This window comes from Loktanella sp. R86503 (genome assembly GCF_042466455.1).
Classification (GTDB): Bacteria; Pseudomonadota; Alphaproteobacteria; order Rhodobacterales; family Rhodobacteraceae; genus Loktanella.
In genome coordinates, this window is the sequence record NZ_JAXHCI010000002.1 from 826915 (window position 1) to 851734 (window position 24820).

The window sequence follows — 24820 nt, forward strand, 5'->3', positions numbered from 1 at the left end:
GCAGCATATGGATTAGGTTGTGTCACCTGTTTTACTGCGATGGGGTCGTTTTCCCATCCTGCGGCGCAATTATTGCTAAGTTATTAACCGCCCAGCGGCAATTTTTCGCCGTCACGCAGGATGGCGCGGATAGCGGGGGTGTAATCGTCGCCATCGTGATTATGTATCGCGCCGGCGTGCAGGATCAGCGGTTCGGCCAGTTGGAACGCGGCGCGTCCCCCCAATTTCGCTTGAACGATGGCTAGATTCGGCGCGCGGCCGGTGCGCGCGGTCAGCGGCTGGACGATGACGCTGCCAAGCCTGCCATAAAGCGCAGCCAGAATGTCATGCAGGCGGGCAATCTGCTGGATGATGGTCAGGGTTCCGCCGGGGGCGGTGCGGCGGATGCCGGTGTCCAGCCAATCGGCAAGGGGGGTCGCACCGCCCCGCCCAGTATCGCGGCCTGTATCGCTGGCAGAAGCACCGCGGGCGCGTTCGAAATAGGGCGGGTTCATGATGACGTGGTTGTATTGGCTTTGGCGGATATCAGGCGGCAGATCGCGCAGGTCGGCGGTGTGCACGGCGGCAGGAATGCCGGCCTCTGCCGCGTTGCGGCGGGCAAGGGCGGCGTAGCTGTCTTGTAGTTCGATCCCTGTGCAGATCAGGCCGGGCACGCGCGTCGCCGCGCATAGCATGGCGGCACCCGCACCGCAGCCAAGGTCCAGCAGGCTTTGCCCCGGCGTCGCGGGCACGGCAGCTGCCAGCAACACGGGATCAACGCCGGATCGATAGCCTTTGCGCGGTTGCCACAGGTGCAATCGCCCGCCCAAAAAAGCGTCGCGCGTCAGATCATCGGTCAAGGGTGATTTCAATATCCGCGTCTTTCATCACGGCGCGGGCGATAAACAAATCGCGGTCGGCGACCATGACGCGGCGCGGCAATATGCCAAGGCTGCCGTCGAGGATGCTCATGTTTACGTCAAACTGAAAGCAGTCTATATCCTCGGCGTCCAGAAGGGCGGTGGCGAGGGCGATGACTGTCGGGTCGTTGGTGCGCAGCAGTTCTTTCATGGAACCTTATTTAGGGCGCTGATGCGGCCCTGTCCATTCAGTGCTGGAACGACCATGAGCCTTGATCACGCCGCCACCAAACCTCACGAACGTCTGGCTGCAGCCTTGGCCGATGATATGGCCGCGGTGAATGACATGATTGCGGCGCGGATGGCGTCGGAACATGCGCCGCGCATTCCCGAAGTCACCGCCCATCTGGTCGGTGCGGGTGGCAAGCGACTGCGCCCGATGCTGACCCTAGCCGCGGCGCGGATGTGTGGTTATGACGGCCCGTTCCATGTGCATCTGGCAGCGACAGTGGAATTTATCCACACCGCGACTTTGCTGCATGACGATGTAGTTGACGAAAGCGACAAGCGGCGCGGGCGGCCCACCGCGAACCTGTTGTGGGACAATACATCCAGCGTGCTGGTCGGCGACTATCTGTTTGCCCGCAGTTTTCAGCTGATGGTGGAAACCGGATCGCTGCGGGTGCTGGATATTCTTGCCAATGCCTCTGCCACGATTGCAGAAGGCGAAGTGCTGCAACTGACCGCGGCCCGCAATATCAAGACAACAGAAGACACCTACCTCAAGGTCGTGCGCGGCAAGACCGCGGCGCTGTTTTCTGCCGCGACGCAGGTGGGCGGCGTCATCGCTGCCGCGCCAGAGGATCAGATTGCCGCGCTCTATGCTTACGGCGACGCGCTCGGGATTGCGTTTCAAATTGTGGACGACTTGCTGGACTGGCAAGGCGGCGCCGGCATCGGCAAGAACATCGGCGACGATTTCCGCGAAGGCAAGATGACCTTACCCGTGATCCGCGCTATTGCGGCAGGCGGTGCTGCTGATGCGGCGTTCTGGTCGCGTACGCTGGAAAAGCGGGCGCAAGAGCCGGGGGACCTGGACCAGGCGCTGGCATTGCTGCAGCAGTACGGCACATTGAACAGCACCCGCGCTGATGCGTTGTCATGGGCCGAACGCGCCAAAGTTGCACTAGGCGTTTTGCCGGATCACGAGATTAAAGGCATGTTGACGGATCTGGCTGACTACGTCGTGGCCCGGCTGATCTGACCTTCAGGCGCCGCGCAGCAGCGCTGCGGGCGCAACCCACCAGCCCATTTCGGCAACCTGAATTGCGCGGGCGGCAAGGCGGGCGGCCGCCATGTCGGCGACCAGCGCCCAGCAGGTGGCACCCGAACCGGACAGGCCTGCGGCCTTGATGTGCGGCAGCTTGCGCAGACGAGCCAGAACGGCGTCGATATCCGGAGCAATCTTGCGGGCCGGGTCCAGAAGGTCGTTGCGTTGCTGCGATAGCCAGCTGGCGAAACCATCCAGATCAAGATTTTCGGGCAGGGTCGCCATGGCAGGATGATTGCGCATCGCCAGCCCCTTGAACACGGCAGGGGTCGGGGTGTCGACCTTGGGGTTGATCAGCACAAGGGCACAATCGGGCAGCGCGGGGGCGGGGGTGACATGATCGCCGATACCCTGCATGCGCAGCGGGCCGGGACCGGACAGGCAGACCGGCACATCTGCGCCCAAGGCCGCGACGGCAGGGTGATCGGCTGGCAGGGGGGCAACATGCCAGAAATCGGCCAGCAACCGCAGCGCCGTTGCAGCGTCGGATGATCCGCCGCCGATGCCTGCGGAATGGGGCAGCGATTTGTCCAGCTTGATCGCCGCGCCTTGGGTGACCCCGCGCAGATCAGCCAAGGCCCTTGCCGCTTGCATGACAAGGTTGCGATCATCCGTCGGCACGCCCATGGCAAAGGGGCCGCCAACGGTGAGGCGCAGGTCGGGGCTGGGCGTTACGGTCAGCTGATCGCCCACGTCCGCAAAAACCACAAGGGAATCAAGTAGGTGATAGCCGTCGTCCCGCTGCCCGGTGACGTGCAGGGTCAGGTTCACCTTTGCCGGTGCTGTAGCCGTCAGGCGGGTCATGGCCGGGCGTCGGTCAGTTCGGGGCGGGTCGCGTCCAGGCCTTCATCCCGGCGGACAGCGTCCAGACCGCGTTCCAGTTTAGCGCGAATACGCTCTGCCAGCTTTTCTTCGGGGTCGAAAGACTGGGCCCGCAGCCATTGAAAGCGTGCCTCTCTTTCGCGGCCAACGGCCCAATAGGCATCACCAAGGTGATCATTGACGATCGGGTCTGTCGCCTCTAGCACGGCGGCGCGTTCCAAGGGCGCGATCGCTTCGTCATAGCGTCCCAGCTGGAAATAGACCCATCCCAGCGAATCGACGATTGCACCGCTTTCAGGCTCGTCTGCTACCGCCCGTTCGATCATTTCTAACGCTTCATCCAGCTTTTCGCCGCGTTCCACCAGCGAATAGCCCAGATAGTTCAGCACCTGCGCCTGATCGGGATTGATGGCAAGGGCCGCGCGAAAGTCGGCTTCGGCCTGATCCCAATCACCGATATCGTGGGCCACAATGGCACGGGTGTAATAGACGACCCAGCGGTTCGGGTCGGTTTCAGGATACAGGTCCAGCGCCGCGCTATAGGCCTTGATCGCGCCATCACTGTCGCCGTTATCGCGCAGCACATCGCCAAGGCGGGCCTGCACAAAGGCTAGATCGGGGCGGGCACGGGCAAGGGATTGGGCTACCTCTGCCGCGACATCGATTTGATCAGACCGGCGCAGCGTGTCGATGCGCCCGATTTCTGCATTCACAAAGCTCGGATCGTCTTGCGGCACGGAAGCAAAGGCGGTCGCGGCCAGATCGTAGCGCCCCATGTTCTGCAGCAGGCCGGCCGTCAGCATCGCCGCATCGGCGTTGCCGGGGGCCAGGTACTGGGCCACGCGGGCGTATTGCAGGGTGTAATCCTCTCGGGCCTCGGACGACAGCAGGGCCGCAATCATAAAGGCAACCTCTGCCACACCTTCGCGGGGGCTGGTAACCAGATCAAAAGGGACAGGTTCAGCGCTGTCCAGCCGGGCCTGCAGCGCGGTGATGGCAGGGTCGATGGTGTCGCCAAAGGTCGTGGTCAGCAGGGCGCTGGCATCTTCGTTGCGGTTCAGTTGCGATAGGATCTGCGCATGTGCGACCGCGGCACGGGGGCCAAAATTGGCAGAACCAAGCGTGCTGTCGGACAAAATTGCTTCTGCCCCTTCGAAATCGCCGACAGAGGCGAGCGCAAGCGCTTTGTGAAACAGACCGTAGCCGGCCATACCTTCGGTTGCGATCACCGCGTCGAAACCGGCGAGCGCCCGGGTCATGTCGCCAACGCCCTGCATCGCCCAAGCCTTGACCAGCCCGTCAAGCAAGGGGCTGACAGAGCGACCTTCGTCGAAATCCGCGATGACCCTGTCCCAGTCGCCCTGCACGATAGCATCGCATATCAGGACCATATTGCTGACCTGACTGTCGATCCCTGCTAGACGCATTTGCTGCGCGACCGGCACGGCGCTGGCAAAATCGCCCAAGGCGACAAAGGCAATCGCGGTATTTTCCAGCAGATATGGGTTTTGCGGATCGCCCGTCAGCGCCTGCCCGAAATAGTCGGCGGCGACGGCAAAATCGCCAGCAGAGGCGGCATTGCGGGCGGCCAGATAGGCACCGGACTGGCGGTCCTGCAGCTCGGGCGCATCGCCCTCTTGCGCAATGCCCATGCCAGCGCAAAAAAGGCCAGCCAGAAGGGTGCCGGTCGAAATAAGTCGTTTCACGGATGTGCGCCTGTCTATTTATTCAGACGTCAGCCTAGGCCCCTGCCCAGACATGCGCAATCACGTGAGGGTCACAGGCGCTTGAACGGGCGGACCTTTGCCCGCCCGCGGCCCATGTCCGCTTACATATTCGGATAGTTCGGCCCGTCGCCGCCCTGCGGGACGGTCCAGTTAATGTTCTGGCTGGGGTCCTTGATGTCGCAGGTTTTGCAGTGGACGCAGTTCTGGAAGTTGATCTGGAACTTCGTGTCCTCGCCCGTGCCGACAAATTCGTAGACACCTGCCGGGCAATACCGGGCAGAGGGACCGGCGTATTCGGGCAGGTTCACGTTCACTGGGATCGAAGGGTCCAGCAGTTTCAGGTGCGCCGGTTGGCTTTCTTCGTGGTTGGTAAAGGAAAACGCGACGTTGGTCAGGCGGTCGAAGGACAGTTTGCCATCCGGCTTAGGATAGGTGATCGGCGTGTGCTTGTCGGCCTTTTCGGTCGCTTCGGCGTCTGATTTGCCGTGGCCAAGCGTGCCAAGCAGGCTGAAGCCCATCGTATTCGTCCACATGTCAAAGCCGCCAATCGCCAGCGACGGGAACAGGCCATACTTGGACCACAGCGGTTTGACGTTGCGGACTTTTTTCAGGTCTTTGCCGACGGGGCCGGATTTCAGCTCTTTGTCGTAGTCGGTCAGCGTGTCACCGGACCGGCCTGCCTTGATCGCGTCATGGGCGGCCTCTGCCGCGTGGATGCCAGACAGCATGGCGTTGTGGTTCCCCTTGATGCGGGGCACGTTCACAAGACCGGCAGAACAGCCCAGCAGCGCGCCGCCGGGGAATGCAGTTTGCGGAATCGACTGGAAACCACCTTCGGAAATTGCGCGCGCGCCGTAGGCGACGCGTTTGCCGCCTTCCAGCAGGTCAGCGATCATCGGGTGATGCTTGAAACGCTGGAACTCCATATAGGGGAACAGGTAGGGATTTTTGTAGTTCAGGTGAACGACAAAGCCGACATAGACCTGATTGTTATCAAGGTGATAGATGAACGATCCGCCGCCGGCATTGCTGCCCAGCGGCCAGCCCATCGTGTGGGTGACGGTGCCGGGCTTGTGCTTGGCGGGATCGATTTCCCAGATTTCTTTCATGCCAAGGCCGTATTTCTGCGGCTCGGAATCTTTCGCAAGGTCATATTTCGCGATGACCTGCTTGGACAGCGACCCGCGCACACCTTCGGACAAGAAGACGTATTTGCCCAGCAGTTCCATCCCGGGCTCATATCCCGGACCTTCGCTGCCGTCAGCGTTACGGCCAAATTCACCGGCAACGACACCGGCCACGCGGCCATCATCGCCCCAGACCAGTTCAGAACAGGACATGCCGGGGAAAATTTCGACGCCAAGCGCCTCTGCCTGTTCGGCCATCCAGCGGCAGACATTTCCCATCGAGACGATATAGTTGCCGTGGTTGTTCATCAGCGGCGGCATGGGAAAGTTCGGCACGCGAATTTTGCCTGCTTCACCAAGCAGGTAAAAGTTGTCTTCCTTCACGGGCACAGTGATTGGCGCGCCGCGTTCTTTCCAGTCAGGCATCAGGCGATCAAGACCGCAGGTATCCAGCACGGCACCCGACAAGATATGCGCGCCGACTTCGGACCCTTTTTCCAGCACGACGACGTTCAAATCGGCATCAAGTTGTTTCAGTCGGATCGCCGCCGACAGGCCTGCCGGGCCTGCGCCCACGATAACGACGTCGTATTCCATTGCTTCGCGCTGCGTATCGGCCATGGTCGTAATCCCTTTTGACGGTCGTAAAATAATCTTGCTGAACGGGTTACAGGACGCCGCAGCGTCCGGCAATCACGACACCACGTTAAAACGCTGCAGACAAGATCAGTTGCATAAGCGGCAGGCGGTCGCGTCTTGCGCTTGACTTTGCACTGCCCCAATACGGTATGAACGTCCGATTGATGCAACCTGCCGCCAAAGGGGCCCCACGCACATGGAAAAGATCCCGCTGACCGCAGCCGGCTATAAAAAGCTGGATGACGAGCTAAAGCACCTGAAGTCGGTCGAACGTCCGGCCATCATCCGCGCCATCGCCGAAGCGCGCGAACATGGCGACTTGTCCGAAAACGCCGAATACCATTCGGCCAAGGAAAAGCAGTCCTTTATCGAAGGCCGCGTGAAAGAGCTGGAAGGCGTCATTTCGCTGGCTGATGTGATTAATCCGGCAAAAATGTCCGGCAGCGTCAAATTTGGCGCAACCGTTCATCTGGTGGATGAGGATACGGACGAAGAGAAAATCTATCAGATCGTCGGTGAATACGAGGCTGATATCGAAAAAGGCCGCCTGAACATGAAATCGCCGCTGGCCCGTGCCCTGATCGGCAAGGACGAGGGTGACAGCGTTGAAGTGCGCACGCCGGGTGGCGATAAATCCTACGAGATTACGCAGATCGAATTTAAATAAGTGGCGAGCGGACCCATGGCCCAAGGCCAGCGCAATACCTTCGTTGTAAATGACACCGGACTAACCACGGTGGAGCTGCTGGCTATCGGCCTTAGCGCTGTCTGGGTCGTGGCCGTGGGGCTGTTCGCCTTTTTCATGCCGCCCGCACCAGAGGGGGCGGGGCCGCTTCAGGTGCTGGTGCTGATCATGGCGATATTTTTGCCTGTCGCCATGTTCTGGGTGGCTGCGACGGCGGCCCGGACGAATCGCGTGATGAAGGATGAATCCGCGCGGCTTCAGGCTGCGGTTGATGCCCTGCGCGCGGCCTATGTCGCTGATCGCAAAAGCAGCGCCGCCGCCCCCACGGTAGAAGCGAAGCTGAACGAGATCGCGCAGACGGCGCGCAAGACCGAATCGACGCTGGCGACCTTTACGACTTCACGTGATGCGTCAAAGCCGAAGGTCATGATCACCTCTGTGCGCCAGATCGGGTCCGACAACCAGACCACCCTTGCGCTGGGCACACAGGCCGAAGATACTGCGCCGCCCTTGCCGCGCATCGACTTTATCCGGGCGCTGAATTTTCCCGACAATGACAAGGACGTGCCGGGTTTTGACGCATTGCGCCGCGCCCTCAAGGATCGCACGGCGCGCCAGCTGGTTCAGGCCGCGCAGGACGTGCTGACGCTGTTGTCGCAGGACGGCATCTATATGGACGATCTGACGCCCGACCGTGCGCGGCCCGAAGTCTGGCGCCGCTTCGCCATGGGAGAGCGGGGCCGGTCGATGGCTGCGCTAGGCGGAATCCGCGATCGCAGTTCGCTGGCGCTTTCGGCGGGCCGGATGCGCGAAGATACGATTTTCCGCGATGCCGCCCATCATTTCCTGCGCTTGTTTGACAAGGGGCTGGTGCATTTTGAACCGGAAGCCAGCGACGAGGAAATCGCGCAGCTTGCCGATACCCGCTCCGCCCGCGCATTCATGCTGCTGGGCCGTGTGACAGGGGCGTTCGACTGACGTGATTGCGATCTTCCTGCAGACCCTGCCGTTTTTTGCGATCATCGGCCTTGGCTATGGCGCGGGGCGCACAGGGTTCTTTTCGGAAGAAGCCACGGCCTATCTGACCAAATTCATATTCTACTTTGCCCTGTCGGCGCTGTTGTTCAAGTTTTCCGCGAACCTGACGCTGTCAGAGGTGTTCGATCTGTCCTTCGTGCTGGCATATCTGTGCGGCACAAGCGTGATCTATGTGTTGTCCACTTTGGTCGCGATGATCCGCAAGCTGTCCGTCGCAGAAGCGGCGGTCGAGGCGCAGGTTGCCGTGATCGGCAACGTCGGTTTTCTGGGTATCCCGATGCTGACGCTGCTGCTGGGGGCGGACGCAATCGGCCCGATCATGATGGTGCTGTCGGTCGATCTGATCGTCTTTGGCAGCTTGATCGTGATTCTGATCACCGGCAGCCGCGACGGGCGGTTGCATGTCGGTGTGTTCAGGACGGTGGCGCTGGGCTTGGTCAAGAACCCGATGATCGTGTCCATCGTTCTTGGCCTGTCTGTATCTGCCTTGGCCTTGCCAATTCCCCGGCCCTTGAATGAATTTGTTTCGATTCTGGGCGGGGCGGCCACCCCGGGCGCGCTGTTTGCCATCGGTGCCTCCCTCGCAAGCAAAACGACAGAGCGCATGTCCGTCGCGCTTTGGCTGTCTGCGTGCAAATTGACGCTGCATCCGGCGGCCGTAGCGTTTTTCGCGCTTATGGTCTTTGCCGTCGACGGTTATGCCGCCGGCGTGATGATCGCGGCAGCGTCGCTGCCTGTGGCTGGCAACGTCTATATGCTGGCACAGCATTACCGGGTTGCACCAACGCGGGTATCGGCGGCAATTCTGGTGTCGACAGCCTTTAGTATCTTGACGGTATCTGGCGTGATCGCCTTGATCGCACATCTGCCCTAAGGCTTGCGGCGCGGGCTTCACAGGCGGGCAGGACTGCGATAGCCCTTTTGCAATGATTAAAAAGGCATTGTGATGGAAACCAAATCCACAAGCCGCTGTTTTGGCGGGACCCAAGGCGTTTATACCCACGCCAGTGCGGCGACGGGGACCGATATGACCTTTGCCCTGTTCCTGCCGGAAGAAGCCGCAATCGGCCCTGTGCCCTTGCTGTGGTTCCTGTCCGGTTTGACCTGCACGCACGAAAACGCCATGACCAAGGCAGGCGCCCAGCAGTGGTGCGCGGCGCAGGGAATTGCAGCCGTATTCCCCGATACATCCCCGCGCGGGGACGGTGTCGCCAATGACGACGCTTATGACATGGGGCAGGGTGCGGGATTTTACATCGACGCGACCCAGGACCCGTGGAAGCCACATTTCCAGATGGAAACTTATATCACCCGCGATCTGACCGACCTGCTTGCCGCAGAGTTTGCGCTGGATATGGACCGTCAGGGCATTACAGGCCATTCCATGGGCGGCCATGGCGCACTCACACTGGCGATGAAGTATCCGGGGCGCTATCGCTCCGCTTCGGCCTTCTCTCCGATTTGTCACCCGACGGCGTCGGATTGGGGCCGCAAGCAGTTTACCGGCTATCTGGGTGCGGATGCGAATTGGACAGCGCATGATGCGACTCTGCTGATGCAATCCAAAGGGTTTAACGGCCCAATCCTGATCGACCAAGGCACTGACGATCAGTTTTATGATTTGCTCAATACCTCCGACTTTGCCGCTGCCTGTGCGCAGCGCCGTCAGGATGCGACGATTCGCTTACAAAAGGGTTACGATCACAGCTATTTCTTCATTGCGTCCTTTATCGAAGATCACGTCGATTTTCATGCGCAGGCGCTTTACGCATGACCCGTAAGATAAGGGCGAGCTTATGATCTACGTCGACGCGGATGCTTGCCCGGTAAAGGCGGAAATCGAACGCGTTGGCACCCGTCACAAGGTGCAGATGTTTGTCGTATCAAACGGCGGCATTCGCCCGTCGCCCAATACGCTTGTGCAGACCATCGTCGTGCCTGACGGCCCGGACGTGGCCGATATGTGGATCGCGGACCGCGCTACAAAGGGCGATGTTGTTATCACCGGCGACATCCCCTTGGCGGCGCGCTGCGTGGAAAATGGGGCGCAGGTGCTGAAACACAATGGCGAACCGCTAACCAGCGCGAATATCGGTAACGTACTGGCCACGCGCGATCTGATGGCCGATATGCGCGCCGCTGATCCGTTCCGCCAAGGCGGCGGCAAGCCGTTTTCCAAGGCCGACCGTTCCCGCTTTCTTGACGCCCTCGAACGCGCGCTGCGCGCAGCCAAAGGATAATTCATGCCCGTCACCGCTACTGTCAAAGCTGTCGTTTTCGATATCGGCAACGTCCTGATCGAATGGCAGCCAGAGCGTTTTTATGATGCCCGGGTCGGCGCGATACGTCGGCAAGAGATGTTCGCAGCCTTGGACCTGCACGGGATGAACGACGGCGTGGACAGGGGTGATCATTTTCACGATGCGGTGACAGGCTTTGCAGCCAAACACCCCGATTTCCATGCCGAAATCATGATGTGGCACGACAACTGGGCCGACATGGCCAGCCCGTCGATCCCCCATTCGGTACGCCTGCTGCACGCCCTGAGGGCACAGGGCGTGCCGTGTTTCGCCTTGTCGAACTTTGGTATCCAGACCTTCGAGATTGCCGAAGAGCGTTATCCGTTTCTAAAGGATTTTGATCGACGCTATATCTCGGGCCATATGGGGGTGATCAAACCGGACGCAGCCATCTACCAGATGCTAGAAGATGATTGTGGCACCGACCCTAAGGGGCTGCTGTTCACTGATGATCGCACCGACAATATCCGCGCTGCCGATGCGCGCGGTTGGCAGACGCACCTGTTCGATGGTCCCGCCGCCTTTGCCGACCGGCTGGTGGCCGAAGGATTGCTGACGCCAGAGCAAGCAGCATGATCCGGACAATTCCATTCGCCGCGGAACAGCACCTTGACTGGCTGGCGCTAACAGACGCACTGGCGGCTGGCCATGAATTGCCACCTGCCAAGGTAGAGGATGTCTTTCTTTACCAAAGTGAAAACACCTTGCTGAACCGATCTGCCTGGATTGCGGGGATGGGGGTTCTGGTCAAGGCGGCGACCGTCTTTCCCGGGAACCCGGCCAAGGGCAAGGCGATGGTCGGCGGCGCGGTGAACCTGATGTCAGATGATGACGGCAGCCTGCAGGCGATCCTTGATTTCGCGCTGGTGACGAAATGGAAAACAGCGGGCGACAGCCTGCTTGCTGCGCGGCGTCTGGCGCGGCCTGACAGCCGTAATATCCTGATTGTCGGCGCAGGAACCGTGGGGCGCAGTTTGCTGGCGGCCTATCGCGCGGCTTTTCCGGATGCACGCTTTACCGTGTGGAACCGCTCGTTATCCGGTGCAGAGGCGTTTGCCGCGGCGCATCCCGATGTGCAGATCGCCGAGGATCTGGAATCTGCAGTGCGCGCAGCGGAGATCGTGACCAGCGCTACGATGTCGACGACACCGATCATTATGGGCGACTGGTTGCAACCGGGGCAACATATCGACCTGATCGGGGCCTACCGCCCCGATATGCGCGAGGCGGACGATGCCGCGATTGCGAAATCTCGGGTCTTTGTGGACAACAAGCACACCACCATGGACCATATCGGAGAGTTGAAGGCACCGTTAGCAAGTGGTGTCATCGACCCTGCCCATGTCATCGCGGATTATTACGAATTGTCATCGTTCCGGCGCGGCAACGACAAAGAAATTACCTTGTTTAAGAACGGGGGCGGCGCGCATCTGGACCTGATGACCGCCGATTACATTCTAAAGGCAGTCGGTAATGCGTGATATGATCCACGATACGCCGCAATTCAGGGGGGGCGCATGATGGTTGCCGCTTTTATCCTTGGGCTTCTGGCTGTTTTTGCCTGCCTTCCCATCTATTACGAATCCCGGCGCCAGTTGGTAAGCGACGCGGACCGCAGGGCCGCGCCCGGCCAGATGGTCATCCTGACGCAAGGACAGACCTATATCCGGTGGTATGGTCCTGTGCGCGGCCCGATCATCGTTGCGGTGCATGGGCTGACAACGCCATCGCAGGTCTATGACGCGCTGGCCGAAAAGCTGGGCACGCTGGGGTATCGCGTTCTGGCCTATGATTTATACGGACGCGGGCTGTCGGACGCTGTGCGCGGGCCGCAGGATACGGCGTTTTTCCTGCGCCAGCTTGATGACGTGCTGACTGATCAGAACATCGGGGATGACGTGACCCTGATGGGGTATTCCATGGGCGGCGCGATTGTGTCCGCTTTTGCGGCAGCGCAGCCGCACCGTGTGGGGCGGCTTGTTTTGCTGGCCAGCGCGGGACTGCGGATCAATGAATCGCGCTTTTGGCAAATTGCCCGCCGCGTGCCTGTTTTCGGCGATTGGCTGGTTGGCGCATTCGGCGCAAACCGTGTGCTGGCCGAAATCGAACCCGGTAATCCGTTGGAACAAATGCAGCGCGCGCAATTGAACAGACGCGGCTATCTGGCCGCTGTTTTATCCAGTCACCGGCATTTTCTGTCCGAAAGCCAAGAGGATGCGATACGCACTGTCGGGCGCGAGGATATCCCCGTCACCGCAATCTGGGGCGGTCTGGACCGTGTCGTTCCGCTACAGGCACTTGGCCTTTTGGCGCAGTGGAACCGCAACGCCATTCAGGATGTGGTGCCGGGTGCCGGACACGCCTTGCCGCGAAGTCACGCGACAGAAGTGGTGAACATCCTGCGCCAAAAGGACTAGCCGGCGGCCCTGTGCCATGAATTGTCAATCATCGGCGCAGGCCCTAAGTCTTGGCCTATGAATATGACAGTAACCGAGGCCTATGAGGCCGCCGTAACCGAAGGTCGCCTGACCCGCGATCCAGCGCAGCAGCGCGTTCTGCCGGAACTTGACCGTATCCGCGCCGCACTTGCCGCGCCGGTTAAAACGGGCCTGTTTCGCAAGGCACCATCGCCGGTGCCGGGGCTTTATATGTGGGGCGGGGTCGGGCGCGGCAAATCGATGCTGATGGATCTGGCCTATGGACTTATCGATGTGCCCAAACGGCGTCAGCATTTTCACGCCTTCATGCAATGGGTTCACGCTGAAATTGCCGAAGCGCGCAAGACCGGCGTCAACGATGCGATCAAACCCGTCGCCGCAAAGCTGACTGCCGATATCCGCCTGCTGGCTTTTGATGAAATGCAGATCACCGACATCACTGACGCGATGATCGTGGGCCGTTTGTTCGAGGCGTTGTTCGCGGCAGGCGTGACGGTCATCACCACCTCGAACAGGCCGCCCGATGATCTGTACAAGGACGGATTGAACCGGCAACTGTTCCTGCCTTTCATTGCCTTGCTTAAGGACCGGATGGTCGTGCACGAGCTGGCCGCCGATACGGATTATCGGCAGGGACGACTTGCCGGAACGGCGACGTATTTCACGCCCGCAGATGCCGAGGCGCGCGCGCGGATCAAGGCGATCTGGGACGATATGAGCCATGGGAACAGCGCGCCGCTGACGTTGCGGATCAAGGGCCGCGATGTGGTGCTACCGCAGTTTCACAACGGGGTGGCGCGGGCCAGCTTTTATGATCTGTGCGGCAAGGCTTTGGGCGCGGCGGACTACCTTGCGCTGGCCGATACTGTGCGGGTGTTGATCCTGGAGGATATTCCGTCCCTTGGACGCGACAATTTCAACGAGGCCAAGCGATTTGTCACGCTGGTCGATGCCCTTTACGAGGCAAAGACGCGGCTGATTTGCTCTGCCGCTGCGGCACCGGAATACCTTTACCGCGAAGGCGAGGGGTCGTTCGAGTTCGAGCGTACCGCAAGCCGTCTGCGCGAAATGCAGGCGCAAGGGTGGGGCGCTGAAACACCCGCGTAGGGTGAATTAAGCGTCGTTACAAATACTTAACCAGTTTAATGTCGATACGTAAAAAAGGCAGGTCATCGACCTGCCTTTTTTCCCTGCCCCTGCTCGCCGAAGGATGCGGTGGTTGATCCACCCGTTCTCTTCTTTGGTTGATAGGACCTTAATGTGTGAGGTGATTCGGGGTCAATCCCCTGATTCGCGAATCGGTGATTTGCTTGTCAGATTTGCTGCGCTGCAGTCCGGTGTGACCGGCGAAAACGTCGCGACCAATGGCGTTGCCGGGTCGATGCTGCTGGCCTGAATATAGGTCCCGTTGACGCAGATATCCTGCGCGTAGTTGCCCGAATTGAACCCGAAACCGGGGGTCCCGCAATCGACAACATCGCCATTCGCATTCCAGCCCTGCGAATGCGGCCCCTGAAAGCTACCGCCCGTCAGGAACGTCATTCGCTGCGGATCAAAACGCATGTGCCAGGTCGTACGCGCGGCTGCTTGGGTCATGTCCCATGCCCCAAGAAACTTGCCGTTATGGTAGCCAGAGATTTTGAACCGGGTCACATCATCTTGGGTGACGACAGGTGCGTTCATCCGCGCGTCAGGCAGCTGCATCCGGCCTGTCATGGTATAGCCGCCTGCGCCGGTCCAGCAAAAGTTCAGATTTGCCGCAGCCACGCAGGCTGGGGCAAAGGCAGCGATCAAGGCGGTACACAGCGCGGGTATGCGGGGCATGTCAGGGTCCGATAAGGTGATGCGATATTCTAGCGATTTGCACGCGGCCCGTGAACTCGAAACCTTAACAGATCGTTAATGCCAAACAGTTACCGGAAGGTTCGGCGGGCGCGGCAGTCAGGCTAAACCGGCCCGCCGCTGCCATTCAGGCGCAGCACATGCCCGGCCAGATAAAGCGATCCGCAGATCAGCACACGCCCCGGGCCACGGGCAGACAGGGCGCGCAACGCCGTCTGCACGTCAGGGGCCGTGGTGGCGGCAATGCCTGCATCTGCTGCAATCCGCGCGGTTTCGTCCGCCGGAATTGTCGCCGTCTCGCCGGGGATCGACACGGCTGTCAGCGTGATCGCCTGCTGCGCCAGTGGTGTCAGGTAGCCGGTGATATCCTTGGTATTCAGCATGCCGCAAATCAGGTGGGTGGGCTTGGGCGGCAGCGACTTTAGCGTTTGCGCCAGCATACGTCCGGCGGCTGGGTTATGGCCGCCGTCCAGCCACAGCTCGGCCGGGGCGGCCAGATCGACAAGGTCTCCTTCCGTCAGGCGCTGCATACGCGCGGGCCAGCTGACGCGGGTCACGGCGGCTTCGCAGGCCTCTTCTGCCGGATCAGCGGTCAGGTGACGCAGGGCGGCGATGGCCATGCCGGCGTTGCCGATTTGATGCGGACCGGGCAGGACTGGCAGGGGCAGGTCCAGCAACCCGCGCTCGTCCTGATAAATCAGGCGGCCGCGTTCCTCGCTGGCCTGCCAGTGCTGGCCATGCGTTAGCAAGGGCGCCCCCAGACGGGCGGCGCGGTCCTCGATAACCTCTAGCGCGGCTTCATGCTGCGAGCCGACGACGCAGGTCACGCCGCGTTTGATGATGCCTGCCTTTTCGGCCGCGATCAGCGGCAGGGTGTCACCCAGAAAGCTTTGATGATCCAGATCGACGGGGGTAATGACTGTCAGCGCGGGTGTGTCTACGACATTGGTCGCATCCAGCCGCCCGCCCAGCCCGACTTCGAGCAAGGTGTAATCCGCAGCGGTATCGGCAAAGGCCAGCAGGGCGGCGACAGTCGTAATTTCGAAATAGGTGATCGGCACATCGCCGTTCGTTTGTTCGACCCGGTCCAGCAGGGCGGTCAGCGCATCCTCGTCGATCAGCTTGCCTGCCAGCCGGATACGTTCGTGAAACCGCGCAAGGTGGGGCGAGGTGTAGGCATGCACGCTTTGGCCCTGCGCCTCTAGTCCGGCACGGATCATGGCCTGTGTGCTGCCCTTGCCGTTGGTGCCCGCTATATGCACCACGGGCGGCAGGCGATCCTGCGGATTGCCAAGCTGTTCCAGCAGCTGCCACACACGGTCCAGCGTCAAATCGATTACCTTTGGATGCAGCGACATCATCCGGGTCAGGATGATGTCAGAGGTTGGCGTCACGGCCGGACCGGAGTCTTTTCCGCGCTTTCCAGCGCATGGCTGTCGATATGCGGTGCCGGAAGATCGCCCGCTACGGCGGGGGGCAGTTGCATCAACATGCGGATGATCGTTGTCAGTTCTTCTTTCAGGTCGGTGCGCTTGGTCACGCGGTCCAGCATACCATGATCCAGCAGGTATTCGGCGCGCTGGAACCCTTCGGGCAGTTTTTCACCGATGGTCTGTTCGATCACGCGGGCCCCTGCAAAGCCGATCAGCGCGTTAGGTTCGGCAATCTGCACATCGCCCAGCATAGCGTAGGACGCGGTGACGCCGCCCGTTGTGGGATGGGTCAGCACGACGATATAAGGCAAACCCGCTTCTTTCAGCATTTGCACCGCGATCGTGGTGCGCGGCATTTGCATCAGGCCAAGGATGCCTTCCTGCATGCGTGCGCCGCCGGCGGCGGAAAACAGCACCAGCGGGCGGCCCAGCTTTCCGGCCTCTTCTGCGGCGGCGACGATGGCATTGCCGACATACATCGACATGGACCCGCCCATAAAGCTGAAGTCTTGCACAGCGGCCACGATGGGCGTGCGGGTGATCTCTCCGCTTGCGACCAGCATTGCATCACGCTCGCCCGTCTTTTTGCGGGCGTCTTTCAGGCGGTCGGTGTATTTCTTCTGGTCGCGGAATTGCAGCGGGTCGGTGACGGGTTCCGGCACCTTCACCTCTGAATAGATGCCGCCATCGAACAGGGCTGTCAGCCGGTCGCGGGCGGTGATCGGCATGTGGTGGCCGCAGTTGGTGCAGACGTTCAGATTGTCCGCCAGTTCGCGGTGGAACAGCATGGTGCCGCATTCCGGACATTTCGTCCAAAGGTTGTCCGGGACTTCGCGCCGCGAAAACAACGAGTTGATCGTTGGGCGGACGTAGTTCGTGATCCAGTTCATATGCGACACCTTTTTACCTTACGGCACTGATTTAGGCCGGTGCGCGGGCGAATGCAATCAGGCCCTGACCGCGACCCGCGCAGCCAGCCACATCACCAGCACGCCTGATGCCGCATAGGCCAGATCAACCAGCGTCATCGGGGACAAAAGTGCGGCGAGTCCCGCAGTATTTTCAACATAGGCGCTTTCGGGCAGCACAAACAATGTCAGGCCGACGCCGGGCTGTCCGGTAAAGCCAAGGATCAGGGCCGCAAACAGGTTGTTACCCAGATGCAGGCCGATCGCCGCACCAAGGTTGCCTGTGCGGGCGGTCAGATCAGCGCAGGCCGCACCGAGCATGGCGGCCCAGATGGCCCAAAGCGCGCCTTCGGCGAGCCCGGCGCCGTTCAACAGGTGGCTGAACCCGAAATAAAGCGACGGGATCACCAGCCAGACCCGGCGGCGTAGATCGACAACGGCCAGTTGCTGGGTCAGGTAGCCGCGGAAATAGACCTCCTCCGTCGTAACCTGCAGGGCGATGGCAAGCACGGCGGGGGCAAGCCAAGCCAGCCAGTGCCCCAGCGGCGCAAGCGTCAGCGCCCCCGCATCCCCGGCCAGATCAAAGGGTTGCTGGATCAGCAGCACAAAGCTGACCGCCAGCAAACTGCGCCGCAGGTCGCGCCAGAAGGCCTTGCGCGGGCCGATCAGGCTGGCCAGCCCGCGGTCATGCAGCAGTCGCAACAGGATCAGGATGACCACCAGATCAAGGCCGAAACCCGCGTAATTCAGCACCTCGAGCAGGGCGTCGGGCCAGCGGTCGTCGATAAAGGGGGCCAGCAGCAGCGGCGTGATGGCAAATCCTGCCTCGAACCCCATCCAGACCAGAAACACGCGCCAGACATCGGCGCGCGCGCGGGCGGGGCGGATAAAGGCCAGCAGCGGCAGATAGGCGTCGGGCAAGCGCGTCATGCGCGCGCCATCAGGATGCGGCGCAAGACCAACCAGATGCCGACCTGCGTGACAAGATCCGCGATGATCGGCAGTGGGGGCATGTCGGTAATCGCATAAGGCGTGGCGTTCAAGGCAAAGGCATCCAACTGCCCCATATTGCCCAGCACGATCATTAAAAAAGCGTTGTTCGCAAAATGCCAACCCCAGGCGGCGCCGATGCTGCCACTGATCCGCGTCAGGTCTGCCCAGGCAAGGCCGGTAAAGCCGATCATCACGACCACCAGCAAATTAAGCGATCCGTTGGTCGCGCTATCCCAGTGCAGCACGGCAAACAGCACCGGCGGCAAGGCGAACCAGATCAGCGGGCTGCGAAACCGAGCGGCCAGCTGTTGCAGGATATAGCCGCGAAAAACGACCTCTTCGGTTCCGGTCTGGACCAGCACCAGCAGCACAGCCCAGGGCAGCCATGACAGCACATGGGTCAGCGAATGCACAGGCACCGCGTCATAAATCAGCGCCCACAGGCACAGGTTCAGCCCCTGCGCGACGGCGAAAATGCCAAGGGCCAGGGCGAAATCACGGACCACGCGGGGCAGGGGGCCGAAAAGGGTCAGCGGCGATCGTGCGTGCAACAGCCACGCCGTCAGCGCCGCCCCCGCCAATGCCCCGGCAAAGGTGCCCATCATCAGCGACATCGACAAAGGCGTCGTGCCTTCCCACGCGATATCGCCGGGCATGGGCGGGGCATAGGAAAAGGCGGCGATAACAACGGCCGCATAGACACCAACAATCAGCGCAAGACCCAGCAAAAGCCGCCACAGGGCCGGGCGGGCGCGGGCGGGGGCCGCGAAATCGGCAAGGGCAGCGGTATGGAATGGCATCGGGCGTCCTGCATGGTGGCTATAGCCTGACATGACGGCCATAAGTGTCCCGCGCAAGAGTTTGCATTGCGACTTGTGTCGCGGGGGCGGCCAAATTAGACCGTTCCTAACACGAAAGGATCATTTTCCATGGCAACGAACCGTCCCGACAAATCCAAGCTGCCCAGCCGTCACGTCACAGAGGGGCCAGCGCGCGCGCCGCACCGGTCCTATTACTATGCCATGGACCTGACCGAAGAAGACATCGCCCAGCCTTTTGTCGGCGTCGCGACCTGCTGGAACGAGGCTGCGCCCTGTAACATCGCCCTGAACTGGCAGGCCCAGTCGGTCAAGCGCGGCGTCAAGGCCGCGCATGGCACGCCCCGCGAATTCACCACTATCACCGTCACCGACGGGATCGCCATGGGCCACGAAGGCATGCGCTCTTCGCTGGCATCGCGTGAAGCCATCGCCGACTCGGTGGAACTGACGATGCGCGGTCACAGCTATGACGCGCTGGTCGGCCTTGCGGGTTGTGACAAATCACTGCCCGGCATGATGATGGCGATGATCCGTCTAAACGTGCCGTCGGTATTCATGTACGGCGGCTCTATCCTGCCGGGCAAGGTGCCAGAAGGTGCGAACGTCCCCGAAGACTTCGCGCACCGCGACCTGACCGTGCAGGATATGTTCGAAGCCGTCGGCCGCTATCAGTCCGGCGACATGACGGACGAACAGCTTGCTATTCTGGAACGCGTCGCGTGCCCCTCTGCCGGTGCCTGCGGTGGCCAGTTCACTGCCAACACCATGGCCTGCGTGTCCGAAGCCATCGGCCTTGCGCTGCTGAACTCGTCCGGCATGCCCGCGCCGTTCAAGGATCGCGCCCAGTATGGTGAAGCGTCCGGCCATGCGGTCATGGATCTGATCGCGCGCAACATCCGCGCCCGCGATATCGTGACGCGCAAATCGCTGGAAAACGCAGCCCGCGTCGTGGCCTGCACCGGGGGGTCCACCAACGCGGGTCTGCACTTGCCTGCCATGGCGCACGAGGCCGGCATCGATTTTGATCTGTGGGACGTCTGCGATATCTTTAAGGACACGCCTTATTTTGTGGACATGAAGCCCGGCGGCCAGGCGGTTGCCAAAGATCTGTATGACGCTGGCGGCATCCCTGTCGTGATGAAGGAACTGCGCAAGGCAGGCTTGATCCACGAAGACTGCATGACTGCCTCTGGCCGCACCATCGGCGAAGAGCTGGACATGATCAAAGGCGAGCCCGACGGCAAGGTCATCCATTTCATCGACAATCCGATCACCAAAACCGGCGGCGTCGTCGGTCTACGCGGCAACGTGGCCCCTGATGGTGCCATCGTAAAGGTCGCCGGCATGACCGAAGAGCAGCAAGTCTTTACCGGCCCCGCCCGCGTGTTCGAAAACGAAGAAGAAGCCTTTGAGGCGGTCAAGGCGCGCACTTACAAAGAAGGTGAAGTGCTGGTTATCCGCAACGAAGGCCCCGCTGGCGGCCCCGGCATGCGCGAAATGCTGGCCACGACGGCAGCCCTGTCCGGTCAAGGCATGGGTAAGAAAGTGGCGCTGATCACCGACGGCCGCTTCTCTGGTGCGACTCGCGGTTTCTGCGTGGGCCATGTCGGGCCAGAAGCGGCCCGCGGCGGTCCGATCGCATTGCTGAAAAATGGCGATATGATCACGATCAACGCCTTGACGGGCGAGCTGTCGGTCGATGTGTCGGACGAGGATATGGACAAGCGCCGCGCCGCTTGGGCCGGTCCGCGCTCGACCATGTACGAATCCGGCGCGATCTGGAAGTTCGCTCAGTTGGTCGGCGGCGCGCGTCAGGGCGCTGTCACCCATCCCGGCGCGAAGGCGGAAAAGCACGTCTACATGGACATTTAAGTCTATGTGGCACCGCCTGTTCCTTGGCATCATCGCAGCGGCCGCCCTGGCCGCCTGCGAGCCGATGCCTGATCTGTCCGGCCCGCCCACCAATACGGTGCGGCTGGCCGGCGCAGTCACCTTGACGGGGCCGGCGGGCTATTGCGTCGATCCGGTCGTCACCAAGCCACGTCAGGGCTTTGCCCTGCTGGCGGCTTGCGCGGCGATGACAGCGGACGAAACCGACACCTATCCTGATATGATCGCGCTGATCACGGTGCAGGTCGGCGCGGACGGCAGCGGCGCTGTCGCCGGGCAAGAGGAAGCCTTTGGCGCTTTCATGGAAACACCGCAAGGCGCGGCCCTGCTGTCCGCCTCTGCCATCGGCGGTCCGGTTGCTGTGCGGGTCACGCAGACGGCCGCCAATACCGTCGCCGTCTATACCGAAGACATCGCAGACCCGGGCATTAGCGGCACGCAGAAACAGGCATGGCGGCTGTTTACCGATGTGCGCGGCCGGCTTGTCACCATTTCCGTGCGCGGACTGGAAGAGGTGCCACTGTCGCAATCCGCATCGCGGGGGCTGCTGGATGCGGTTGTCGCAGCGTTGCGCGCCGCCAACGGTCTGTCATCCTCTGCAACGTGATGGCGCGTGGCTGTTTCCTTTCGCGATGCAATTTGCCAAATAGACCCAAAGCAACTTTGATACAGGCAAGGCCAACCATATGGGGCGATTGACCGAAGGGGTGATGAGTGCCTTGCTGCACGCCCGTGTGCTGCGCCGTTGGTCGCGGGCCGCACGCAAGGCCCCGACGGCCGAACTGCAGGCCTTGCGGACCCAGCGGCAACAGGCGCGTGATTTGTCCTCGCGCCTGGCTGAACTGATCTTTGTTGCCGACAGCCGACTAGCCCTGCCGCGGATCGGATCCAACGCCTTTGTCCGGCCCGGTGGTACGCTGTGGTCGTGGCGCCCGCAGGTCTGGCGCGGACCCTTGCCGCGCAAGGGCATGACCGCCGTCGAAAGCCGCACGGAACTGGGCGATGAAGTCACGCTGTTTCATGACTGCAAGGTCAGCGAGCTAACCCTGCGCCAGCTGCGCAATACCCGCATAGAAGATCTTGCCCCTTTCGGGATGCGGCTTGACGTGTTCGGCTTTGACGGCACGTTCCTGTCGCTGGTGCTGGACCTGCCGCCAGAAGCAATTGTCGGCATGACGCGCAAACAGATCCTGCGCGTCAACACTATCATCGAAGTTGAAAGACCGATCGAAATCTTTGCCCGACTGAATATCAAACACGGCCCCAATACCGAAGTCATGGTGCAGGAGCTGCCGCGCAAAAGTGGCGAAGCGGTCGTCGAATTCGACCTTGCCTATTGCGACCTGAACGAAAAGCGGATCGAACAGGCTTGGCTGGACCTGATCTTTGAAGAACCCGCCATGAACCAGATCACCCTGCGCGATGTGACGATGTGCCGTTACCCGCGCGCCGAAATCTAAGCCAAGGGGGCCGCGATGTCTGACCTGATCCTGACAAAGACCCGGCTGATCGGCGGCGTCTGGCACGGCGTCCTGAAAGGGGCCACGTCAGAGCCGAAACTGATCCTGACCCATAAGGGCGAGGCCGTGGCCGGTCTGTCCCTGACTGCCCGTGACGATGGCACCTGGGATGTCGAAGCTGCGGTGCCGGTGCAGCGGCTGGCGGACGGGTTGCAGACCTTTGTGATTTCCGATGCGGGCACGGACGCCGTGCTGACCAGCTTTGCTTTTCTGGCCGGTGACGCCCTTGCAGAGGATATTCGCGCGGAAATGGATTTGCTGCGCGACGAGCTGGACATGCTCAAGCGCGCCTTTCGCCGCCATTGCGCACAAACCGCCGCGCCAGAGTGACGCCGCGTTGGGGGTGACGCCGCCGCGCCGCTTTGGCAGATTGCCGGCAGGGAGGCCACCAATATGACCCATTATCCGAAGCTTTTGTCGCCGCTTGACCTTGGATTTACCACGCTGAAAAACCGCGTGTTGATGGGGTCCATGCACACCGGCCTGGAAGAAACCCGCGACTGGAACCGCGTCGCGGAATTTTATGCCACCCGTGCGCGGGGCGGTGTCGGCCTGATGGTGACCGGCGGCATGGCCCCCAATGTCGAAGGCGGCGTATTTCCCGGGGCCGCTGGCCTGTTCAACGAACAGGACATCGCCAACCACCGCATTGTCACGGACCGCGTCCACGGTGCAGGCGGTAAAATTGCGATGCAGATTCTGCACGCTGGCCGCTATGCTTACGGCCCCAAATGCGTTGCGCCCTCGGCGATTAAATCGCCCATCTCTCCTTTCGTGCCGATCGAATTGGATGCGGAAGGGATCGAAAAGCAGATCAGCGACATGGTGACCGCGGGCGCGCGGGCGCGCGAAGCGGGCTATGACGGCGTCGAAATCATGGGGTCCGAGGGGTATTTCCTGAACCAGTTTCTTGTGACGCATACCAACAAGCGCACGGACGAATGGGGCGGGTCGTATGAGAACCGCATGCGCCTGCCGGTCGAAGTGGTGCGCCGCATGCGCGAGGCGGTCGGCACTGATTTCATCATCATCTACCGTCTGTCGATGATCGACCTGATCCCCAACGGCTCGACCTTCGACGAAGTCGTGCAACTGGCCAAGGCCGTCGAGGCAGCAGGCGCGACCATCATCAACACCGGCATCGGCTGGCACGAGGCCCGCGTGCCGACGATTGCCACATCCGTGCCCCGCCGCGCCTTTGCATGGGTCACAAAAAAGCTGATGGGGCAGGTGAATATTCCGATCATCACCTCTAACCGGATCAACACGCCGCAGGTGGCCGAGGACGTGCTGACCGATGGCTGCGCCGATATGGTCAGCATGGCTCGCCCGTTTCTGGCCGATCCCGATTTCGTCGCCAAGGCTGCGGCGGGCAAGCCAGACACGATTGCCCCTTGCATTGCCTGTAATCAGGCCTGCCTTGACCACACCTTTGGCGGCAAGATGACGTCCTGCCTTGTGAATCCGCGGGCCTGCCATGAAACCGAACTGACGCTGCCGCCCGTGGACGCGGCGCAAACTGTCGCTGTCGCTGTCGTCGGCGCTGGGCCTGCGGGCCTGTCAGCGGCGCTTGCCGCATCGGGCCGCGGCCATGACGTTACCCTGTTCGATGCCGCTGACGATATCGGCGGGCAGCTGAACATGGCGCGGCAAGTGCCGGGAAAAGAGGAATTTCACGGACTTGTCGACTGGTATCGCACCAGTGTTGCCAATTCCAATATCACCCTGCGCCTTGGCACCCGCGTCGCGGCGGCCGATCTGGCGGGCTTTGATCATGTCATTGTCGCGACCGGCGTGCTGCCGCGTGATCCCGCCATTCCCGGCCAGGACGGCGCGAATGTGGTGACGTACATCGATGTGCTGCGCGGTAAGGTGCCTGTAGGCGAACGGGTTGCGATCATTGGGGCAGGGGGCATCGGCTTTGACGTGGCCGAATACCTTGTCACGGGCGACAGTCCGACACTGGATCTGCCCAGCTGGATGGAAGAATGGGGTGTCACCGATCCCGGCATGCAACGCGGCGGGCTCGCCCCCGAAGGGCCGGAACCGGATGCCCCAGTGCGTCAGGTTACGCTGCTACAGCGCAAGGCGACCAAGGTCGGCAAGGGGCTTGGCAAGACGACGGGCTGGATCCACCGCGCCGCGCTCCAAATGAAAGACGTCACCATGATTGGCGGCGTCAATTACGAACGCATCGACGCGGACGGTCTGCATATCACCTATGGCGAGGCGCGGGAAAACCCGGCGCTGATCGCTGCCGACACCATCGTGCTTTGTGCAGGTCAGGTGTCCGAACGCAGTCTTGCCGATGATCTGGCGGCCATCGGCATGACCGCCCATGTCATCGGCGGCGCTGATGTCGCCTCGGAACTGGACGCCAAGCGTGCCATCGATCAAGGCACCCGGCTGGCAGCGACGCTGTAGGCCGGCACTGAAATCGGCAACTGATCCGGGCGCAGCGCCGGATC

25 protein-coding genes are annotated in these 24820 nt (G+C 61.4%); 15 read left to right on the top strand and 10 right to left on the bottom strand.

Features of this window, described 5'->3' with window-relative positions; all coding sequences use genetic code 11:
* Positions 1-83: 83 nt before the first annotated feature.
* Together SJY10_RS05000 and SJY10_RS05005 are read right to left on the bottom strand one after the other, a co-directional pair.
* Positions 84-851: a tRNA1(Val) (adenine(37)-N6)-methyltransferase gene (locus tag SJY10_RS05000; protein ID WP_386680113.1), complete on the bottom strand. Its 768-nt coding sequence runs from the start codon at positions 849-851 to the stop codon at positions 84-86.
* The gene (locus SJY10_RS05005) at positions 829-1050 is read right to left on the bottom strand and encodes a DUF2007 domain-containing protein (protein ID WP_386680115.1); all 222 of its coding nucleotides are present in this window, start codon (positions 1048-1050) and stop codon (positions 829-831) included. Before SJY10_RS05005 ends, SJY10_RS05000 begins: the two co-directional genes overlap by 23 nt.
* Before the next feature lie 54 nt (positions 1051-1104).
* On the opposite strand from SJY10_RS05005, the gene SJY10_RS05010 reads away from it, so the two are divergent.
* The gene (locus SJY10_RS05010) at positions 1105-2103 is read left to right on the top strand and encodes a polyprenyl synthetase family protein (protein WP_386680117.1); all 999 of its coding nucleotides are present in this window, start codon (positions 1105-1107) and stop codon (positions 2101-2103) included.
* 3 nt (positions 2104-2106) lie between these two features.
* Here SJY10_RS05010 and SJY10_RS05015 read toward each other — a convergent pair whose 3' ends face one another.
* From SJY10_RS05015 to SJY10_RS05025, 3 genes are all read right to left on the bottom strand, one after another.
* Positions 2107-2973, bottom strand: a complete 867-nt coding sequence (locus SJY10_RS05015) for a 4-(cytidine 5'-diphospho)-2-C-methyl-D-erythritol kinase (protein ID WP_386680119.1) — start codon at positions 2971-2973, stop codon at positions 2107-2109.
* Positions 2970-4697, bottom strand: coding sequence for a tetratricopeptide repeat protein (locus tag SJY10_RS05020; RefSeq protein WP_386680121.1), 1728 nt, complete (start codon positions 4695-4697; stop codon positions 2970-2972). The genes SJY10_RS05015 and SJY10_RS05020 overlap by 4 nt, the downstream gene beginning before the upstream one ends.
* Before the next feature lie 122 nt (positions 4698-4819).
* Positions 4820-6466 carry an electron transfer flavoprotein-ubiquinone oxidoreductase gene (locus SJY10_RS05025; protein ID WP_386680123.1) on the bottom strand — a complete coding sequence of 549 codons (1647 nt, stop codon included), beginning with the start codon at positions 6464-6466 and terminating at the stop codon, positions 4820-4822.
* A gap of 214 nt (positions 6467-6680) precedes the next feature.
* Between SJY10_RS05025 and greA the strand changes: the two genes are divergently transcribed.
* The 9 genes from greA (at position 6681) to zapE (ending at position 14052) form a co-directional block, all read left to right on the top strand.
* Positions 6681-7151: a transcription elongation factor GreA gene (gene greA / locus SJY10_RS05030; RefSeq protein ID WP_386680125.1), complete on the top strand. Its 471-nt coding sequence runs from the start codon at positions 6681-6683 to the stop codon at positions 7149-7151.
* Positions 7152-7166: 15 nt separating this feature from the next.
* Positions 7167-8147 (top strand): hypothetical protein, encoded by a 981-nt coding sequence (locus SJY10_RS05035; protein ID WP_386680127.1) that lies wholly within the window; start codon positions 7167-7169, stop codon positions 8145-8147.
* A gap of 1 nt (position 8148) precedes the next feature.
* The gene (locus tag SJY10_RS05040; RefSeq protein WP_386680129.1) at positions 8149-9081 is read left to right on the top strand and encodes an AEC family transporter; all 933 of its coding nucleotides are present in this window, start codon (positions 8149-8151) and stop codon (positions 9079-9081) included.
* 72 nt (positions 9082-9153) lie between these two features.
* Positions 9154-9981 carry an S-formylglutathione hydrolase gene (fghA, locus tag SJY10_RS05045; protein WP_386680131.1) on the top strand — a complete coding sequence of 276 codons (828 nt, stop codon included), beginning with the start codon at positions 9154-9156 and terminating at the stop codon, positions 9979-9981.
* Positions 9982-10003: 22 nt separating this feature from the next.
* Positions 10004-10447, top strand: coding sequence for a YaiI/YqxD family protein (locus tag SJY10_RS05050; protein WP_386680133.1), 444 nt, complete (start codon positions 10004-10006; stop codon positions 10445-10447).
* 3 nt (positions 10448-10450) lie between these two features.
* Positions 10451-11083, top strand: coding sequence for an HAD family hydrolase (locus SJY10_RS05055; protein WP_386680135.1), 633 nt, complete (start codon positions 10451-10453; stop codon positions 11081-11083).
* Positions 11080-11988 carry an ornithine cyclodeaminase family protein gene (locus SJY10_RS05060; RefSeq protein WP_386680137.1) on the top strand — a complete coding sequence of 303 codons (909 nt, stop codon included), beginning with the start codon at positions 11080-11082 and terminating at the stop codon, positions 11986-11988. Before SJY10_RS05055 ends, SJY10_RS05060 begins: the two co-directional genes overlap by 4 nt.
* A gap of 36 nt (positions 11989-12024) precedes the next feature.
* Positions 12025-12924, top strand: coding sequence for an alpha/beta fold hydrolase (locus SJY10_RS05065; protein WP_386680139.1), 900 nt, complete (start codon positions 12025-12027; stop codon positions 12922-12924).
* A 63-nt stretch (positions 12925-12987) separates the two neighbouring features.
* Positions 12988-14052 (top strand): cell division protein ZapE, encoded by a 1065-nt coding sequence (zapE, locus tag SJY10_RS05070; RefSeq protein ID WP_386684514.1) that lies wholly within the window; start codon positions 12988-12990, stop codon positions 14050-14052.
* A 171-nt stretch (positions 14053-14223) separates the two neighbouring features.
* On the opposite strand, the gene SJY10_RS05075 is transcribed toward zapE, so the two are convergent.
* The 5 genes from SJY10_RS05075 to SJY10_RS05095 all read right to left on the bottom strand — a co-directional run bounded on the left by SJY10_RS05075 (position 14224) and on the right by SJY10_RS05095 (position 18921).
* On the bottom strand, positions 14224-14769 hold the full coding sequence (locus tag SJY10_RS05075; RefSeq protein WP_386680141.1) for a hypothetical protein: 546 nt from the start codon (positions 14767-14769) through the stop codon (positions 14224-14226).
* 122 nt (positions 14770-14891) lie between these two features.
* Positions 14892-16148, bottom strand: a complete 1257-nt coding sequence (locus SJY10_RS05080) for a bifunctional folylpolyglutamate synthase/dihydrofolate synthase (protein ID WP_386684517.1) — start codon at positions 16146-16148, stop codon at positions 14892-14894.
* A 29-nt stretch (positions 16149-16177) separates the two neighbouring features.
* A complete protein-coding gene (gene accD, locus SJY10_RS05085; protein WP_386680143.1) occupies positions 16178-17110 on the bottom strand; it encodes an acetyl-CoA carboxylase, carboxyltransferase subunit beta in 933 nt (310 codons plus the stop codon).
* Between the two features lie 57 nt (positions 17111-17167).
* Positions 17168-18058, bottom strand: coding sequence for a CPBP family intramembrane glutamic endopeptidase (locus SJY10_RS05090; RefSeq protein ID WP_386680145.1), 891 nt, complete (start codon positions 18056-18058; stop codon positions 17168-17170).
* Positions 18055-18921, bottom strand: a complete 867-nt coding sequence (locus tag SJY10_RS05095; protein ID WP_386680147.1) for a CPBP family intramembrane glutamic endopeptidase — start codon at positions 18919-18921, stop codon at positions 18055-18057. Before SJY10_RS05095 ends, SJY10_RS05090 begins: the two co-directional genes overlap by 4 nt.
* Positions 18922-19050: 129 nt before the next feature.
* On the opposite strand from SJY10_RS05095, the gene ilvD reads away from it, so the two are divergent.
* From ilvD to SJY10_RS05120, 5 genes are all read left to right on the top strand, one after another.
* On the top strand, positions 19051-20814 hold the full coding sequence (ilvD, locus tag SJY10_RS05100) for a dihydroxy-acid dehydratase (RefSeq protein ID WP_386680149.1): 1764 nt from the start codon (positions 19051-19053) through the stop codon (positions 20812-20814).
* Positions 20815-20818: 4 nt separating this feature from the next.
* On the top strand, positions 20819-21439 hold the full coding sequence (locus SJY10_RS05105; RefSeq protein ID WP_386680152.1) for a hypothetical protein: 621 nt from the start codon (positions 20819-20821) through the stop codon (positions 21437-21439).
* A gap of 79 nt (positions 21440-21518) precedes the next feature.
* Positions 21519-22292: a DUF6478 family protein gene (locus tag SJY10_RS05110; protein ID WP_386680154.1), complete on the top strand. Its 774-nt coding sequence runs from the start codon at positions 21519-21521 to the stop codon at positions 22290-22292.
* A gap of 15 nt (positions 22293-22307) precedes the next feature.
* Positions 22308-22682: a hypothetical protein gene (locus SJY10_RS05115; protein WP_386680156.1), complete on the top strand. Its 375-nt coding sequence runs from the start codon at positions 22308-22310 to the stop codon at positions 22680-22682.
* A gap of 63 nt (positions 22683-22745) precedes the next feature.
* The gene (locus SJY10_RS05120) at positions 22746-24776 is read left to right on the top strand and encodes an FAD-dependent oxidoreductase (protein WP_386680158.1); all 2031 of its coding nucleotides are present in this window, start codon (positions 22746-22748) and stop codon (positions 24774-24776) included.
* Positions 24777-24820 lie beyond the last annotated feature (44 nt).